This is a genomic window from Kitasatospora sp. NPDC093806 (genome assembly GCF_040683335.1).
Lineage (GTDB): Bacteria > Actinomycetota > Actinomycetes > Streptomycetales > Streptomycetaceae > Kitasatospora.
In genome coordinates, this window is record NZ_JBFBDO010000092.1 from 17,722 (window position 1) to 33,798 (window position 16,077).

General features: G+C 75.6%; 13 protein-coding genes and 1 pseudogene. 3 read left to right on the forward strand and 11 right to left on the reverse strand.

The annotated features are described in order from the left end of the window. Nucleotides 1–180 precede the first annotated feature (180 nt). The gene (locus tag AB0N76_RS30795) at nt 181–1,077 is read left to right on the forward strand and encodes a phosphatase PAP2 family protein (protein WP_363562702.1); all 897 of its coding nucleotides are present in this window, start codon (nt 181–183) and stop codon (nt 1,075–1,077) included. A gap of 17 nt (nt 1,078–1,094) precedes the next feature. Here AB0N76_RS30795 and AB0N76_RS30800 read toward each other — a convergent pair whose 3' ends face one another. Then, nucleotides 1,095–1,433 (reverse strand): DUF2218 domain-containing protein, encoded by a 339-nt coding sequence (locus AB0N76_RS30800; protein WP_363562704.1) that lies wholly within the window; start codon nt 1,431–1,433, stop codon nt 1,095–1,097. Between the two features lie 283 nt (nt 1,434–1,716). Between AB0N76_RS30800 and AB0N76_RS30805 the strand changes: the two are divergent. After that, nucleotides 1,717–1,962, forward strand: a pseudogene (locus tag AB0N76_RS30805) (MarR family transcriptional regulator); the annotation flags it as partial. 100 nt (nt 1,963–2,062) lie between these two features. On the opposite strand, the gene AB0N76_RS30810 reads toward AB0N76_RS30805, so the two are convergent. Continuing rightward, a complete protein-coding gene (locus tag AB0N76_RS30810; protein ID WP_363562728.1) occupies nt 2,063–3,016 on the reverse strand; it encodes an EamA family transporter in 954 nt (317 codons plus the stop codon). Between the two features lie 113 nt (nt 3,017–3,129). On the opposite strand from AB0N76_RS30810, the gene AB0N76_RS30815 reads away from it, so the two are divergent. Continuing rightward, the gene (locus tag AB0N76_RS30815) at nt 3,130–4,035 is read left to right on the forward strand and encodes a LysR substrate-binding domain-containing protein (protein WP_363562706.1); all 906 of its coding nucleotides are present in this window, start codon (nt 3,130–3,132) and stop codon (nt 4,033–4,035) included. Between the two features lie 54 nt (nt 4,036–4,089). Here AB0N76_RS30815 and AB0N76_RS30820 read toward each other — a convergent pair whose 3' ends face one another. From AB0N76_RS30820 to AB0N76_RS30860, 9 genes are all read right to left on the reverse strand, one after another. Continuing rightward, nucleotides 4,090–4,920, reverse strand: coding sequence for a ZIP family metal transporter (locus AB0N76_RS30820; RefSeq protein WP_363562708.1), 831 nt, complete (start codon nt 4,918–4,920; stop codon nt 4,090–4,092). A gap of 281 nt (nt 4,921–5,201) precedes the next feature. After that, a complete protein-coding gene (locus AB0N76_RS30825; protein WP_363562710.1) occupies nt 5,202–6,959 on the reverse strand; it encodes a restriction endonuclease in 1,758 nt (585 codons plus the stop codon). 113 nt (nt 6,960–7,072) lie between these two features. After that, nucleotides 7,073–8,935 (reverse strand): hypothetical protein, encoded by a 1,863-nt coding sequence (locus AB0N76_RS30830; protein ID WP_363562712.1) that lies wholly within the window; start codon nt 8,933–8,935, stop codon nt 7,073–7,075. A 255-nt stretch (nt 8,936–9,190) separates the two neighbouring features. Then, complete coding sequence (locus AB0N76_RS30835; protein ID WP_363562714.1) at nt 9,191–9,505, reverse strand: cupin domain-containing protein; 315 nt, start codon at nt 9,503–9,505, stop codon at nt 9,191–9,193. A gap of 166 nt (nt 9,506–9,671) precedes the next feature. After that, on the reverse strand, nt 9,672–10,328 hold the full coding sequence (locus AB0N76_RS30840) for a YigZ family protein (protein ID WP_363562716.1): 657 nt from the start codon (nt 10,326–10,328) through the stop codon (nt 9,672–9,674). Between the two features lie 143 nt (nt 10,329–10,471). Beyond that, on the reverse strand, nt 10,472–11,770 hold the full coding sequence (locus AB0N76_RS30845) for an aldolase (RefSeq protein ID WP_363562718.1): 1,299 nt from the start codon (nt 11,768–11,770) through the stop codon (nt 10,472–10,474). 227 nt (nt 11,771–11,997) lie between these two features. Next, the gene (locus AB0N76_RS30850; RefSeq protein ID WP_363562720.1) at nt 11,998–13,617 is read right to left on the reverse strand and encodes a DUF2637 domain-containing protein; all 1,620 of its coding nucleotides are present in this window, start codon (nt 13,615–13,617) and stop codon (nt 11,998–12,000) included. A gap of 193 nt (nt 13,618–13,810) precedes the next feature. Next, nucleotides 13,811–14,476, reverse strand: coding sequence for a response regulator transcription factor (locus tag AB0N76_RS30855; RefSeq protein WP_363562722.1), 666 nt, complete (start codon nt 14,474–14,476; stop codon nt 13,811–13,813). After that, nucleotides 14,428–15,837 (reverse strand): histidine kinase, encoded by a 1,410-nt coding sequence (locus tag AB0N76_RS30860; protein WP_363562724.1) that lies wholly within the window; start codon nt 15,835–15,837, stop codon nt 14,428–14,430. The genes AB0N76_RS30855 and AB0N76_RS30860 overlap by 49 nt, the downstream gene beginning before the upstream one ends. Between the last annotated feature and the right edge of the window lie 240 nt (nt 15,838–16,077).

Sequence of the window (16,077 nt, forward strand, 5' to 3'; positions counted from 1 at the left end):
GCACCGAAGACCCGCCGGAGGGATGTCCGGACAGCGCTGAACGGCCCGTGGGGACACCCGTCCCCACGGGCCGTTCGGTTCGGACGCGGTGTGACGGCCCGGGCGCGGACGGTGAAGATGGTGTGCGGAATCGCTGAAGCACCTCGGCCCCGAACGGACCTTGACGTAGTGTCATCACAGATGGACAGCGAGCCTCAGCCATTGGCGGAGCCGTCCGCGGCACCGTCCCCAGGAACGGTCCCGCGCGTCGACCGCGAGGACAACCAGGCCGTCCCGCACGGGGCGGCGGACATCGAAAGCCGATCGACCGACCGTCCGACCCACACCCCCCGGGGCGCACGGAACGGCGATCATCAAGGCCGCCCCGGAGCTCTCCCCCCTGCTCCGGGGCGGCTGTCCCGCGTCCTGGGCCGCCCGGCCGCCCTGGGCCACCCGGCGGTGCCGGTGCTGCTCGGGGCGGTCCTGCTGCTGGTGTCCTGGCAGGTCGCGGTGGACGGCCCGGTACTGGGCCTGGACCGCTGGACCCGGCACGGCGTCCACGAACTCAGGTACGGGCTGCACAGCACCCTGCTGAACCGGGTCGGCGAGGCGCTCGCCGACCTGGGCGGGAGCGGGGTGGCGGTGCCGGTGCTGCTCCTGGCCGGGGCGGTGGCGGCGGGGCGGGAGTTCCGGGCGGGGTTCGCGCGCTGGTGGCTGCCGGTGCCGGTGGCGGTGCTGACCGCCGGGCTGATCCCGCTGCTGGTGGTGCCGGCGAAGGCCTGGTTCGCGCGACCGGGCCCACTCGGGGAACCGCTCGCGGCGGACCAGTGGGGCTGGTACCCGTCCGGCCACACCGCGACCGCGACGCTGGCGTACGGGGTGGCGGCGCTGCTGCTGGCCCGGACGGCCGGCCCCCGGGCGCGGCGGGTGCTCGCGGCCGGGGCGGCCCTGTCGGCGCTGGGCGTCGGGTTCGGGCTCATCTGGAGCGACTACCACTGGCTGCTGGATGTGGTGGCCAGCTGGTGCCTGGGCGCCCTGGTGCTCCGGGCGCTGGCCCGGTGGCCGCTCACCCGCCATCCGGGCCCGCCCGACCACTAGCCGGCCGGGACGGACCGTCAGCCCTCGGCCGGCTCCTCGTCGTTGCGGTGGACGTGGCCGGCCTCGCCGTTGTCGCGCTGCCAGGCGACCACGAGCTCGTCGCGGGCGCCGAAGCGGACGAGGTGGCGGCCGACGACGTCCTCCAGGCCGGGGAGGTTCTCGGTCTCGCCCTCGACCGCGAGCAGCAGCGCGTCGGGGGTGGCCTCCAGGGTGGCGGTGCCGTGGCTGAAGACGAGGGTGCCGTGGCCGGTCTCCTCGGACCAGTCGGCCTGGATCTTGCGCCCCATGTGGGCGGCGAGCTGCTTGGCGTAGCGGGCGGAGCGGTCGGTGGCGACGCGGGCTTCGGAGCGGGGCACTGGTCCTCCAGGGTCCGGGAGGGAACTTAGGGTGCCCTCACTCAGGTCTACGCTAACCCAGATACTGAGCCATACTCAACATATTTCGGCCGCCCGCTCCCGGCCCCCTCCCGCCCAGGTGGACGGCCGATACCCTGGGGCGAACACCTGCCGAGGAGAGCCGCCCATGACCATCACGCCGGACGGCGCCGCCCCGGACACCAGCGCTGTGGACATCAGTGCCGTGGACACCGGCGCCGTGGACACCGGCGCTCCGGACACCGCCGCCGAGCTGGCCGACGCGATGACCCGGGCGATCAAGCGGATCCGCCGCCGCACCAGCGAGCGGCTGGAGCCGTACGGCATCACCCCCGGCCAGGGCCGCGCCCTGCGCACCCTCGCGCACGCGCCCGGCTGCGAGCTCCCGGACCGGGCGATGCGGCTGAGCGACCTGGCCGACCGGCTGCACATCGCCCCGCGCTCGGCCACCACCGTGGTCGACGCCCTGGAGGAGGCCGGCCTGGTCGAGCGCTCCCCGGACCCGGCCGACCGCCGCGCGGTGCGGATCCTGCTGACCGCGGCCGGCCGCTCGGCGGTGGAGCGGATCGGCCAGGTCCGGCACGAGGTCGCGCTGGAGTACTTCGGCCCGGTCAGCCCCGGCGAGCAGGACGCGCTGCTGCGAGCGCTGCGGACCGCCGAAGCCGCGTACGCGGCCACCACCGCGGCCGCCGCGCCGCCGCGCCGGACAGCGCCCCCGGGCGCAGCGCGGTGATCCCGATCCCGACGATCACCAGCAGCGCGGCGACGGCGGCCGCCGGGCCGACCGACTCGCCGAGCAGCAGCCAGGCCGAGGACATCCCGAACACCGGCACCAGCAGCGAGTAGGGCGCGACGGCGGTGGCGTCGTAGTTGCGCAGCAGGTAGCTCCAGGCGACGAAGCCGAACAGGGTGGAGACCAGCCCGACGTAGCCGATCGCGCCGATCCCGGCCGGGGTGATCTCGCGCAGCGCGCGCAGGTCGGCCGCCGGTCCCTCGACCAGCAGGGAGAGGCCGAGCAGCGGCAGCGGCGGCACGGCGCTGACCCAGACCATCCAGCGCAGCGCGTCCGGCGGGGCGGCCTTGCGGGTCAGCACGTTGGACAGCCCCCAGGCGGCCGCGGCGAGGACGACCAGGGCGAACGCGCCGAGCGGTCCGCCGAGCCCGCGGTCGACCGCGCTCAGCCCGATCCCGGCGAAGGCGACGGCCAGGCCGACCAGCCGCTGCCCGCCGGGCCGCTCGCCCAGCAGGACGGTGGCGAACAGCGCGGTGAAGACGGCCTGCCCCTGGAGCACCAGGGAGGAGAGGCCGGCCGGCATCCCGGCGTGCATGCCGAGGAAGAGCAGGCCGAACTTGACCACGCCGAGCACCAGGCCGACCCCGAGCACCCAGCGCCAGGCGACCTTCGGCGGGCCGACCAGGAAGACCGCCGGGACGGCGACCACCGCGAACCGCAGGGCGCAGAACAGCAGCGGCGGGAAGTTCTCCAGGCCGACGTGGATGAGGACGAAGTTGAGGCCCCAGACGGCGGCCACCAGGACGGCCAGGGCGATGTGGCGCGGACGCATGGCGGCGCCGCCCGGGGCGGCCTGCGGGGAGGTGCTCATGGGAACGAGGATGGCCGCCGACGACCGTGTAGCACCAGCGATGAATACTGAAGGCCACGGTTTAGCATTGCTGCATGATGGATCTCGGGCGCCTGCGGGCGCTGCACGCGGTGGCCGTGCACGGCTCGGTCGGCGGGGCGGCGGCCGCCCTCGGCTTCACCCCGTCCGCGATCTCCCAGCAGGTCGCCAAACTGGAGCGGGAGACCCGGACGGTACTGCTGGAGCGGCAGGGCCGCGGCGTGGTGCTGACCGACGCGGCGCGCGAACTGGCCGCCACCGCGCAGGCGGTGCTGGGGCTGGTGGAACGGGCCGAGGTGCGGCTGGAGGAGCAGCGCGGCCAGGCGGTCGGACGGCTGCTGGTGGCCGCGTTCGCGACCGGGGCGCGCGGGCTGATGCCGGGCGTCCTGGCCGACCTGCGCGAACGCTGCCCGGACCTGGACGTGCGGCTGCTGGAGAGCGACCCGTACCCGGCGGCCGAGTTGGTGGCCCGCGGCGAGGTCGACCTGGCGCTGGTGCAGGACTGGCCGACGGTGCCGCTGCCGGTGCAGGAGGGCCTGTCCCGGCTGGACCTCGGGGCGGACCCGGTGGACCTGCTGCTGCCGGAGGACCACCCGCTGACCGGGCTGGCGGTGGTGCCGGTCGGGCGGCTCCTCGGACAGCGCTGGATCAGCGTGCCGCCGGGCAACATCTGCCACGACTGGCTGGTCCGGACGCTGCGCGAGGCCGGCGAGGAGCCGGACGTGTGCTACCAGGTCGGCGAGTTCGAGACCCAGATCGCGCTGATCGCGGCGGGGCTGGGCGTCGGTCTGGTGCCCCGGCTGGGCCGGGGCGCGCTGCCGCCGGGGGTGGCCGTCCGGCCGGTGGTGCCGGAGCCGACCCGGCGGGTGTTCGCGCTCTGGCGCTCCCAGGCCTCGCGACGGCCGGCGATCACCGAGGCGCTGGCGACGATGCGGACCCGGTGGGCGGCCCTGCAGCGCTGACCACCGGCCGCCCGGAGGGCCGGCCGCCCGGATCGTCGAAGGAGTGTCCGGCCGTCAGCCGGCGAAGCCGATCACCAGCCACATGAAGCCCACCCCGCCGAGGGTGCAGAGCAGCGTGGTGCGCGAGGGGTGCGGGCTGTGCGCCTCGGGGAGGATGTCGGAGGTCGCCAGATAGAGCAGGAAGCCGGCGAAGAACCCCAGGTAGAGGCCGAGCAGGTGCTCGGAGATGGTGAACAGCAGGGTGATCGCGGCGCCGGTGACGGGCGCGAGCGCGTCCGCCGCCAGCAGGGCGAGCGCGCGCCGCCGGTTGTTCCCGTACAGCCGGGTGATCGTGTAGGTGTTGAACCCGTCGGCGAAGTCGTGCGCGACGACGGCGATCGCCACCACCGTGCCGACCGTGGTGCCCGCCTGGAAGGCCGCGCCGATCGCGAAGCCGTCCATGACGCTGTGGCCGACCAGGGCGAAGGCGGCCGTCAGCCCGACGCCCTGGTGGCCGTTGACGCCGCGTTGGCCGTGCGCGTGACCGTGCCCGTTGCCGCTGCCGTGCGCGTGGGCGTGGGCGTGCGCGTGGCCCTGCGCGGACCGCTGGCCGTGGGTGTGCTCGGCGTACTCGTCCTCGTGGCTGCGGTGGATGGCGACCGCGCGTTCGACGATGTGGATGGCCAGGAACCCGGCCGCGAACATCAGCAGGGCCTGCGGCACCCCGTGGATCTCCCCGGGTGCCTGGTGCAGCGCCTCGGGGAGCAGGTCGAAGGCGACCACCCCGAGCATCAGCCCGGCCGCGAAGCCGAGCACCAGATGGCGGCGGTCCCCGGTGCGCTGGGCGACCCAGCCGCCGATCAGCGTCATCAGGAACGCCCCGGCCGCGACCAGGACCGCGGTCACCGCTCCTCCACCGTGACGGACCGTCTGTCCAACTCGTCTCCCCCGTGTCCCGCCCGTTCCCGGGCCGACCGCCGACCGCCCACCGCCGACCGCTGCCGGGCGGCCGTGGCCCCAGCCTCACGCGGCGCACCGGACGGCGCCCGCCGGACGGGCCGTCAGGGTGAGCCGCCGGCGCCCGTTCCGCCGTACCGGGCGGGCGGTCCGCACGCTCCGGGCCGACAACCGTACTGGATCACCGGCCGGGCCCGCGCCCACCCGGCCGCTGTTACCGCTGCTTCCGCTCAGCGTCCGGCGGCGAGCGGCAGACCGAGGTGGGTGCGGGCCAGCTCCCGGACGCCGTCACCGTCGACCAGATGGATGTGCCGGTGCCCGTCCTCGCCGGTGAGGTCGAGCGCGCCGTCGCTGAAGCTGCCGGTGGTCAGCCGCAGCCCGCGCTCGGCGGATTCCTCCCGGACCGCCTCCGCCAGCGTCCGGATCTCCTCCTCCTGCACCGGGCCCGCGCCCCGCGAGGCCCAGACCACCCAGCGGCCGGGCAGCGCGCTGCCGCTCGGCCCCTCACCGGTGGCCACCAGCCCGGCCGGGCCGCGCAGCCGCACGCTCCACTGGGCCAGCCCGCCCCGGGTGAGCAGGTCGCGGACCAGCTGGGCGAACTCGTTCGCCGAGAGGTCCGGCGCTGCCGGGACGGCGGCCGCCGCCTGCGCGGCCGGCTCGACGCCCGCCCGCGCGTACGGGTCGGGAGTGACCGCCGCGCCCAGCTGGCGCAGCCGGACCAGCGCCTCGTCCTGCTCGGCGTCCGCGTAGACGCCCTCGCCGTCCGGCTGCTCGTCCGGATCGGCGGGCGGCAGCAGCCTGGTGCGGGCCAGCGCGTCCCGGTCGGCGTCCACGCTCAGCAGGCAGAGCGGCTCGGCCCGGCCGGACTCGCGCAGCCAGCCGTTGAGGACGACGCCGGCCAGGATCTCGTCGGTGTCGACGGCGTCGGCGGCCTGCAGGGCGCGCAGCGCCAGCCGGGCGACCAGCCGAAGGTAGTCCGCGGCCCGGTCGGCGGGCGGACGCGGCACCGGCAGGATCTCGCCGTCCGGGCCGAGCCGGTAGCCGGTCAGCGAGGGCACCACGTCGAGGGCGGGCAGGTCGAGGTCGAGCACGGCGGTGCGGGTGAGCGGCCGGTAGACGGCACGGCAGGGCGCCGGCAGGTCCTGGGTGGCGGTCTCGGCGGCGGCGAGCGCCCGTTCCAGCAGCGACTCGACGGCGGCCGGCTCGGCCTGCCGGTACGCCCGGCGGCACTCCTCCAGGGACTCGTTGTACTCGCGCACCGCGCGTGCCCGGGCCTGTTCGGCCTCGTCGTGGGCGCGCCGGGAGGCGTCGGCGGCGGGGCTGCCGGCCTCGGCCTGCCGGGTGCGCCACGTGCGTAGGTCGCGCTGGTGGGCCAGCCGGGCCTCGGCCAGCTTCCGCTGGTAGTCGGAGTCCAGCAGCCGGCGGGACGGGGCCTCGTCGGGGTCGGCGGTCGGCGGCTCGGCGGGCGCGTAGTCCCCCCAGCGCGGCTCCGGGTCGTCCTCGCCGGGCCCGGCCGCCGCGCCGTCGGCCTGGTAGGGGCGCGGCTCGTAGCGGCGCAGCTGGCTCTCGAAGTCCATGGCCGAGACGGGCAGCGCGGCCCGCCGGAGCAGCTCGGCCAGCCGCTCGTGCTCGGCCCGGACGGTGAGCGTGCGGTGGTGGGTCAGCGCGGCGGCCCGGGCGTGGGCGGCGACGGCCTCGTCGTCGCCCACGCCGGACGGGTCGGCGGGTGACGACCCGTCCGGGGCGCTGTCCGCGGTACCGGAGCCGCGGCCGGGCGGGCCGCCGTCCCCGTCCGGCTCGTCGACCCCGAGGTCACGGAAGACCGAGGCGAGGAAGCCCGGCTGCGGCGCCGACTGGGGAACCGGCTGGGGATCCGGGCGGGCGTCCGGCTGAGGATCCGGTCGGGAGGCCGGTCGGGAGGCCGGTCGGGGGACCGCCTGGGGGGCCGTGACAGCGCCGTCGGACTGGCCGTCTGCTGAGTACTGCATCGGTGGTCGTTCCCCCATGCTCGTCCGGCGCCGGTCCGGGGCGCCCGGCGACCCCGAGATCCGCCCCTGCCGGACATTGTCCACCGAACGGGCGCACCGGTCAGCCAAGCCTCTCAGTTGGTCCGAGTGTTGGTCAGGTGCAGTCCGATGTAGCCGACATAGATCCGGCCACTGCCCGAGCAGTCGTCGAGGTAGTGCAGCCGGGGCGCGGTACGGCCACCGCCGATCCGCAGGTGCGCGCCCATGAACGCGCGTCGGGACGCGTCCACGCACTCCGGCACCGGCAGCATCCGCTCGCGTCTCCACTTGGCGTGGCTGAACACCGTCCGGGACTCGCCGCGCACCGCCTTGCGGGGCGGGAAGCGGTGGCAGCCGGCCGGGGTCCGCTCGCACCACTGTTTGAAGTCGCCGCCCGCCCGGCCGCGGACGGCCGCCTCGGCGTACTCCTGCAGCGCCGTCAGGCCGTCCCAGGTGAGCCGGGCCCACCCGCCGCCGGCGCAGCGCAGCTCGTCGAGGGCGAGCGCGGCCTTCTGGTCGCCGGTGAAGGTGAGCAGCGGGAACTCGCCCAGCCGGGCCATCAGCTCGGTGAAGCTGACGGGGGCGGCGGGGGCACCGGGCACGTCCCGCCCGGACCGCCGCCCGTGGACCGGCGCGGGCCAGGCCGTCGGGGCGGCCCCCGGAGCCGCGGACGGTGTGATCACGCCGCCCGGCGCGGTGCAGAGCCGGCCGTAGGAGCCGCACCCCTGACCGGCGCCGGCCGGGAGCCCCGTCGGCACCCGTCGGTCGCGGCGGCGGTCCCGTCGGCGTTCCCGGCGCAGGTTGTGCCGGATCCGCCGCGGTTCCTCGGCCCGGTCCCGCCGCCGGGCGGGGCCCGGCCGTTCCTCCCGGACGTGCGCGACGCCCTCGGTCCCGGTCGCGTACCCGGTCCGGTCGGCCGCGGCCGGTCGGCCGTCCACCGCCGGAGGCCGCGCGGGTACCCGATCCGACGCGGGCGCCCGGCCCGAGGCGGGCACCCGCGGTTCCGGGACGGCGGCCAGCACGGGCGGCAGCGGCAGTCCGGCCGCGAGCCGGCGCGGCTCGCGGGCCAGCAGGGCGGCCGCGCGCCGGAGGTCCTCCTCGATCCGGGGCCGCGCCAGGACCGGGTGGCGGCCGCCGTCCCGCCGCGAGGCCGGGTCGACCCCGGGCAGGTAGGTGCGGACCGCCCCGCCGTAGACGGCGTGGTACTCCAGTGCGACGTTGAACCCGGTCCGGGCGGCCGCGTCCAGGACGTACAGGCTGGCCAGTCCGGGCAGGTGCTCGCAGAGCGGGCCGACCACGTCCGCCAGCCAGCGGTCGGTGTCCTGACCGGCCGGGACGCTGGCCACCACGACGGGCAGCCGGCGGTCGGGGTCGCAGAGTTCGTCGATCAGGCGGTCGACCCCGGCGGCGGTGAGCACCCGGGGCAGCGCCTGCACCGCGGCCGGTCCGTCCAGGGCGTCCAACAGCGGCAGCAGGGTGCGGGCCACCTCGGGCACCGGCACCCGGCAGGGCGTCCGCACGCCGCCGGCGGTGTGGGTGTCGGCCTCCAGCCGGACCCAGGTCGGGCCGGCGGGCCCGGTCGCCACGGTCAGGGCGAGCCGGCTCGCCCCGTGCGGGGCCGGGGTGCGCAGCCGACGGCGGTCGTAGCGGCCGCCGCCGGGGAGCGGGCCGCCGTCGCGGTCGAACAGCACGCGGTCGCCGAGCCGCAGCCGTTCGCCCGAGGGCTCGGCCGAGGGTGAGGGGGATGAGGGTGCGGAAGGTGAGAGCGAGGAGGGAGGGGGCGGGGGTTCTTCGTACCCCTCCCGTTTCAGCCAGGCCGCGAGGTGCTGATCGGCCAGGGCGAGCGCGTCGGTGTGCGGGAGAGCGGTGCTGACGGTCATCCGGTAGGGCGTCGCGGGGCTTCCGGGGCCGGGGAGACCGGCGCGGGCGGGCGACGACGAGGAGCGGTCCGAGGTCATGCGCGTACCTCCGTGGTGCGGTGGTGGGGTCCCGTGTCCTCCATCGATGGGTCTTTGGTCCGGTTCGCCGGATCCTGTGCCCAGGAAACGCCATGGCCCGGAGCGGAAGTTCCAACTCCGGGCCACGTCAATACGTTCGGGTGAATCTGCTCAAGCCGCCTACCGCGAGCGGGCCGGATCTGCTTCCGCCGTCCGGGCCCGGCGCTCGTCCGCCGCCGATGCGGGTCGGTGCCGGTCAGCGGCCGTCGGTGCCCGTCAGTGGCCGGCGCGCTCGGCGCCGCTGCGGCTCCAGGCCGGCACCGGGACGGGCACCGCGAGCGGGCAGCCCTCCGGCGCCTGGTAACTGGCGACCAGCACCACCGGGACGGATCCGTGGTTGTGGCCCACGTGGACGTACGTCGGACCGGCGTGCTCCACCAGCGAGTCCCCGGCCCGGCTGACCTCGACCCGGCCGTCGTGCAGGGTCCGGGTGAGCGTGCCGGAGAGCACCACGACGTCGACCCGGCCCGGGTGGTAGTGCCAGCCGGTGTTCTCCCCCGGAGCCAGGGTGATGGTCTGGACGACGGGCATCGGTCTCGGCTCCCAGGTCGACGGATCCGACCAGGCTAGGCAGGGCCCGTCGGCCCCGAAACCGGCCGGCCGGGATCTGGCCGAAAAGCTGTCCTGAACCGGCACACCCGTACGCCCCCGGTGCCGTCCCCCACGGCCGCGCGGCGACCGCTCGGACCGGCACCGCTCAGACCGGCACCTCGACGTACGTCCGGCCCGCCGCCACGGCGACCGCCGTCCCGCCGGTCGCCTCGGCCAGCCAGGTGTGGAACGCCGCCACCTCCGGCGCCGGCACCCCGACCTCGATCCGCACCCCGGCCGCCTCGTACGCCAGGTCGCTCACCGCGTAGCCGGCCGCCCGCAGGTCGTTCTCCACCCGACCGGCCCGGGTGTGGTCCGCCGTCACCGCCAGCAGCGCCACCGGGTGCCGTTCCAGCAGCCCGACCTCGTCCAAGGCCTCGGACACGGCGCTCCCGTACGCCCGCACCAGACCGCCCGCGCCGAGCTTGATCCCGCCGAAGTACCGGGTCACCACCGCCACCGTGTCGGTCACCCCGCGCCGGCGCAGCACCTCCAGCATCGGGACGCCGGCCGTCCCGCCGGGCTCGCCGTCGTCGCTGGAGCGCTCGCGGCGCTGCTCGTCGCCGACCACGAAGGCGGTGCAGTTGTGCCGGGCGTCCCAGTACTGCTTGCGGATCCCCACGATGAAGGCCTGGGCCTCCTCCTCGTCGGCGACCCGGGCGAGGTGGCAGATGAACCGGGACTTCTTGATCTCGATCTCGTGCGTGGCCGCGGCCCGGATGGTCAGGTACTGCCGGGGGGTCGGCTCCGGTGTGGCGGACATGGCGCGGCGGTTCTCCCGGACGACGACGAGCGGCTGGCGGGCGGTCCGCGCCGGACGACAGGCTCGCCCGGGGACCGCACCGCCAGCCTAACCCCCGATCAACGCCCGCCCGTCGTCCCCTTCCGGGCCTCCCGGCGTCCCGTTCAGCGCCCGGCGAGCGCGTCCAGCCGGGCCCGGTCGAGGCCGGTCGCTCCGGTCACCTCGGCGAGATCGACGGCGCCGCAGTCCAGCCCGCGCAGCAGGTAGCCGCTGAGCGCCCGGGCGGTGGCGGGCTCGTCCATGACGTCCCCGCCGGCCTTGGCCACGTACGCGGACAGCCGGGCGGCAGCGGCGGCCAGTCCCTCCCGGTAGAAGGAGTAGACGGCGACGTAGCGGGTCGGCAGGTGGGCCGGGTGCATGTCCCAGCCCTGGTAGTAGGCGCGGGCCAGCGAACGGCGGACCAGGTCGTGGTGGAGCTTCCAGGCCGCGTGGACCCGGGCGGTGCCGCCCGTCGGGATCACGTTGGTCGACCCGTCGGAGAGCCGGACCCCGGTCCCGGCGGCGGCCACCTGCATCACCGCCTTGGCGTGGTCGGCGACCGGGTGGTCCATGCTCTGGTAGGCGGCGCCGACCCCGCAGGCGGCGCTGTAGTCGAAGGTGCCGTAGTGCAGACCGGTGGCCCGGCCCTCGGCCGCCTCGATCATCCGGGCGACGGTGGCCCGGCCGTCCGGCCCGAGGATCGCCTGGGTGGTCTCGATCTGGATCTCGAAGCCGAGCCGGCCGGCCGGGAGCCCGGCGGAGCGCTCGAAGTCGGCCAGCAGCCGGACCAGCGCGGTGACCTGCTCGGCATAGGTCACCTTGGGCAGGGTGAGCACCAGTCCGGCGGGCAGCCCGCCGGGGCCGCCGCGGGCCAGCAGGGTGGCGAGGAAGAGTTCCAGGGTGCGGATGCCCCGGTCCCGGACGGCGGCCTCCAGGCACTTGATCCGGATGCCGACGTACGGCGGCGCGCTGCCGTCGGCCACCGCGGCGGCGACCAGTCCGGCGGCCCGGACGGCGGCCGCGTCCTCCTCGGCGTCCGGTCGCGGGCCGTAGCCGTCCTCGAAGTCGATCCGCAGGTCCTCGACCGGCTCGCGCTCCAGCTTGGCCCGCACCCGGGCGTGCACGTCGGCGAGCAGCGCGCCGTCCGGCACGCCGAGCGCGCGGGCCAGTTCGGCCGGGGTGCCGGCGTGGGTGTCGAAGGCCGCCAGGGCCTGCCGCCCCCAGCTCCGCACGGTGTCGGCGGCGAACGCGTCGGCCGGCACGTAGACGGTGTGGACCGGCTGGCGGGTGCCCGGGTCGCCCGGGTACCGGCGGGCCAGGTCGGCGTCGACCGGGGCCAGCAGCGCGTCCACGGCGGCCCGGGCGGCCGTGGAGAATCCGGCCCCGCCCGTCGGACCGGTACCGCCCACCTCGACCTGCGACATCCGTACTCCTCACGCCGGCATGCGCGCGGGGCCCGTGCCAGGCCAGCGCTTCAACAGTTTGTTGAGGCGAAGGTAGACCGGGCCGCAACGGCCGTCAATGGGACGTCGACCGGCGAGTCGGCCGGTGGGTCGACCAGCGAGTCAGCCGGTGGGTCGGCCGGTGGACGGACGCGGGGCCGCGGCCGGAACGGACCGGCCGACCCGGCCGACCCGGCCGCCGACCGGGGTCAGTCCCGCCCGGAGGCGGCGTACCGGTCCCGCAGCTCGGGGAAGATCCGGTCGACGTCCTTCGGGTGCACCGAGCCGTCGGACCGGCTCCCGCTCACCCCGAACTCCCTGGTCAGCCAGTCCGCGAGGCGCTCCGCGTCGGGCTGCTGGCCATCGTGCCGGTCGAGGTAGCTCATCAGCGCCTGGTACGCGAGCTCCGGGTCCAGCCGGTGCGAGCCCGGGCGCGGCGCGGGCCCGAACGGACGCGGCGCGGGCTCGGTGAACTCCGGCTCCGCCGGGTAGTCCGACGCTTCCTCGAACTCCGGCTCCGCCGGGAACTCCTCCTCCGGGTAGCCGGCGTACGGCGGCTCCCCGTTCCCGCCGACCACGCCGCCCTGCCCGGGGGCGGCCGCGTCCGGCGCCGACTGCTCCTGCGGCTCCTCCGGCTCGGTCGGGCGCGGCGGCTTGAACCACGGCGAGGCCTGGCCGGGGACCCGGCCGCTCGGCTCGGCGTCGGTCGAGTGGCCGGTGGTCCGCACGGCGCGCTCGGTCCAGACGTTCAGCTCCTCCTGCGGCTGCGGCGGGGCCTGCACCTCGCCCTCCGGCTCGTGCGCCGCCCGGATCCGCGCCTTGGCCAGCTTGGCCAGCATCTCGGCGGGCGTCGGCTCCGCCTCGGACTGCGGCTGGTGTTGAGGCTGGTGCTGGGCCTGCGGCTGGGGCTGGCCCTGAGTCTGCGGCTGCGCGTGGAGCTGGGCCTGCGGCTGGACCGGCACTTGTGCCCCCTGGGCCTGGACGGGCACCGGGCCCGGCGCCGCGACCTGCTGCCCCGCCTGCGGGCCGGCCGGAGCAACGGCCGGAGCGACCGCCGCGGCCGGGACGAGGGCGCGCGCCTCCTGCACCTCGCGCGTGGCCTCGGCGGCCTGGGCCTCCAGCGCCTCCTTCGCCTCGCGCGCGGTCCGCGCCTCCTCGTCCAGCCGGTCGAACACCGTCGGGTCGAGCGGCACCCCGTACTTCGCCAGCTTGAGCGGCAGCAGCGCCTGGATCGGCGCCGAGCGGCGCCACCCGCGCCCGTACCGGAACCGCAGCTGCGCCCGGTAGACCAGCCGGTTCTGCTCCAGCCGCACGACCTCGTCGTACGAGCGCAGCTCCCACAGCTTCATCCGCCGCCAGAGCCGGAAGGTCGGCACCGGCGAGAGCACCCAGCGCATCAGCCGGACCGAGTCCATGTGCCGGTCCGCCGTGATCGCCGCGATCCGGCCGACGGCGTGCCGGGAGGCCTCCACCACCACGACGAACAGCAGCGGGATGACCGCGTGCATGCCCATCCCGAGCGGGTCGCCCCAGGACGCGGCGGCGTTGAAGGCGATGGTGGCGACGGTCAGCAGCCAGGCGGTCTGCCGCAGCAGCGGGAAGGGTATGCGCAGCCAGGTCAGCACCAGGTCCAGCGCGAGCAGCACCACGATGCCGGCGTCCACGCCGATCGGGAAGGCGTACGAGAAGGCCCCGAACCCCTTCTCCGCCGCCAGCTCCTTGACCGCGTTGTACGAACCGGCGAAGCCGATACCGGAGATGACACAGGCACCGCCCGCGACCAGGCCGAGCAGGCCCCGGTGGGCCTTGGTGAGTGATGGGCGTGCCATTACGTCTATCAACCCCTGGATGTCGGCCGCGCCGTACGCCGCCTCGACTGCCGGATCCCGCTTGTCGGGGCGCCGGACGGCTGAGCGACCGCCGGGCTCGGCCCACCGGAGTTTACTCGTACACCTGTTTCAGCGTTCTCGCAGCCCGGGCTGTCACCGTCGACCCGCCCGGCACCCGGAATCGGGCGGAGGGTCAGGCCGCCTGCCCCTCCGTGCCGTTGAGATAGGCCAGCACGGCCATCACCCGGCGGTTGGCGTCCTCGGCCGGGGCTAGTTCGAGTTTGGTGAAGATGTTGGCGATGTGCTTCGCCACCGCGCCGTCGCTCACCACCAGCCGGGCGGCGATCGCCGAGTTCGAACAGCCCTCCGCCATCAGTTCCAGCACCTCCCGCTCGCGCGGCGACAACCGCTGGAGCGGGCCCGGCCGGCGGGAGGTGCTCTGCATCAGCTTGGCGATCACGTCCGGGTCCATCGCCGTACCGCCGGCCGCCACCCGGCGGACCGCGTCGATGAACTGGCCGGCGTTGAAGACCCGGTCCTTCAGGAGGTAGCCGATCCCGCCGGTGCCGTCGGCCAGCAGCTCCCGCGCGTAGAGCTGCTGGACGTGCTGCGACAGCACCAGCACCGGCAGGCCCGGGATCTCCCGGCGGGCCTTGAGCGCCGCCTGCAACCCCTCGTCGGTGAGCGTCGGCGGCAGCCGGACGTCGACCACGGCGACGTCCGGACGGTGCGTCAGCAGTGCCTCCACCAGCTCCGGGCCGGTCTCGACCGCGGCGGCGATGGTGAAGCCGTGCGCTTCCAGCAGGCGGATCAGACCTTCTCGAAGGAGGTAGAGGTCCTCGGCGAGGACAACTCGCACGGCAGCTCCAAGGTGATGGTGGTCGGACCGCCCGACGTACTGTCGATGGCGAGGACACCGTCGAAGGTACCCAATCGGCGCTCGATCCCGCGCAGCCCGGTCCCCCGGGTGGGATCCGCGACGCCCACCCCGTCGTCCGTCACCGTGATCCGCAACCGGCCCGCCCGGTACAGGATGTCCACCCAGACCTGCTCCGCCTCCGAGTGCTTGGCCGCGTTCGCCAGCAGCTCGCAGACGCTGAAGTAGGCCGCCGCCTCCACCGGTGCCGCCAGCCGGTCCGGCAGGCTCACGCACACCTCGGTCGGCAGCGCGCCGTCCAGCGCCAGCGCGCGGACCGCGTCGCCCAGACCGCGCTCGGCCAGGACCGGCGGGTGAATGCCGCGGACCAGGTCGCGCAGCTCCTGGAGCGCCCGCGCCGAGGACTGCCGGGCCTCGGAGAGGAGCTCGCGCGCGGCCGTCGGGTCGGTCTCCATGAGGTGCTCGATGGTGCCCAGCGTCATCCCGATCGCGACCAGTCGGGCCTGCGCGCCGTCGTGCAGGTCCCGCTCGATCCGCCGCAGCTCCGCCGCCTGGCTGCCGACCGCGTCCGCCCGGGTCTCGGTCAGCTCGGCCACCCGCTTGGTCAGCTGGGCGTGCGAGGCCCGGCCGTCCTGGTCCAGCACCCGCCGCGCCGCCTCGGCGAACCCGCGCACCGCGTGCGGCGCCAGCAGCACGCCCAGCGTGACGAGCCCCAGGCCGAGGAGCGTGGACACCAGGATCGAGGCCGGCCCTATCGCGGATTCCCCGGAGAAGCGGTAGTCCTGCAACGCGACGACCAGGGACGCCAGCCCGCCGAACAGCAGCCCGAACACCACCAGCGCCAGCGTGACCACCACCAGCGGGCTGACCACCAGCCAGAGCATCTCCGAACGGGTCGCCCGGTCCCGGAACGACCAGTGCAGCAGCTGCGCGATCCGCGCGACGGCGTGCGAACGGTGGTACGAGTAACCCGTCCACCAGTGGCCGCGCTCGTCCGCCTCCAGCGCCGGCCGGGGGCTGTACTCGACCGGCATCCGGACCCCGTACCAGCGCAGGAGCTGCGACCGGGCCCGGGTCGCGCACGGCCGGACGAACAGCCCGGCCAGCGCGACGGCCGTCAGCAGCGCGGCCCCCAGGGCGAAGAGGGAGGCCGGGTAGTAGTACTCGAAGGTCGTGGCGACGGCGACACCCGCGAACACCGCCCCGACCGCCGGCACCGCGACGCCCGGCGCCGCTCCCAGCACCAACAGCGCCAACCGGGCCACCGCGGTACCGCCCGCCGCGAACGCCGCCTGGGTCTGGGCACGCACAGCACCGCCGCTGATCCGTCCGTCTGCTGTCACGAGTACTCCTGATGCTGATGCTGATGCCGCTGACCGGCCCCGATCGTCCTGACCAGTCTTCCCCGCACGGCTCGACGGGGCACTGGCCGTCCCACCCGAATTCAAGGTGGTGCTAGGTCCACCCCGGCCCTGGAGTTGCCACTTCCCGGGAAATGCAAAGAACCCCCATCCGGATCCCGGATGGGGGTTCTTTGTGAATGATTGTTCGGCGGCGTCCTACTCTCCCACAGGGTCCCCCCT

Excerpts from the sequence above, each read along its gene's own strand:
- AB0N76_RS30795 (WP_363562702.1), top strand. The coding sequence starts at position 181 with ATGGACAGCGAGCCTCAGCCATTGGCGGAGCCGTCCGCGGCACCGTCC.
- AB0N76_RS30810 (WP_363562728.1), bottom strand. The coding sequence starts at position 3,016 with ATGCGTCCGCGCCACATCGCCCTGGCCGTCCTGGTGGCCGCCGTCTGG.
- AB0N76_RS30815 (WP_363562706.1), top strand. The coding sequence starts at position 3,130 with ATGATGGATCTCGGGCGCCTGCGGGCGCTGCACGCGGTGGCCGTGCAC.
- AB0N76_RS30825 (WP_363562710.1), bottom strand. The coding sequence starts at position 6,959 with ATGCAGTACTCAGCAGACGGCCAGTCCGACGGCGCTGTCACGGCCCCC.
- AB0N76_RS30830 (WP_363562712.1), bottom strand. The coding sequence starts at position 8,935 with ATGACCTCGGACCGCTCCTCGTCGTCGCCCGCCCGCGCCGGTCTCCCC.
- AB0N76_RS30835 (WP_363562714.1), bottom strand. The coding sequence starts at position 9,505 with ATGCCCGTCGTCCAGACCATCACCCTGGCTCCGGGGGAGAACACCGGC.
- AB0N76_RS30840 (WP_363562716.1), bottom strand. The coding sequence starts at position 10,328 with ATGTCCGCCACACCGGAGCCGACCCCCCGGCAGTACCTGACCATCCGG.
- AB0N76_RS30845 (WP_363562718.1), bottom strand. The coding sequence starts at position 11,770 with ATGTCGCAGGTCGAGGTGGGCGGTACCGGTCCGACGGGCGGGGCCGGA.
- AB0N76_RS30850 (WP_363562720.1), bottom strand. The coding sequence starts at position 13,617 with ATGGCACGCCCATCACTCACCAAGGCCCACCGGGGCCTGCTCGGCCTG.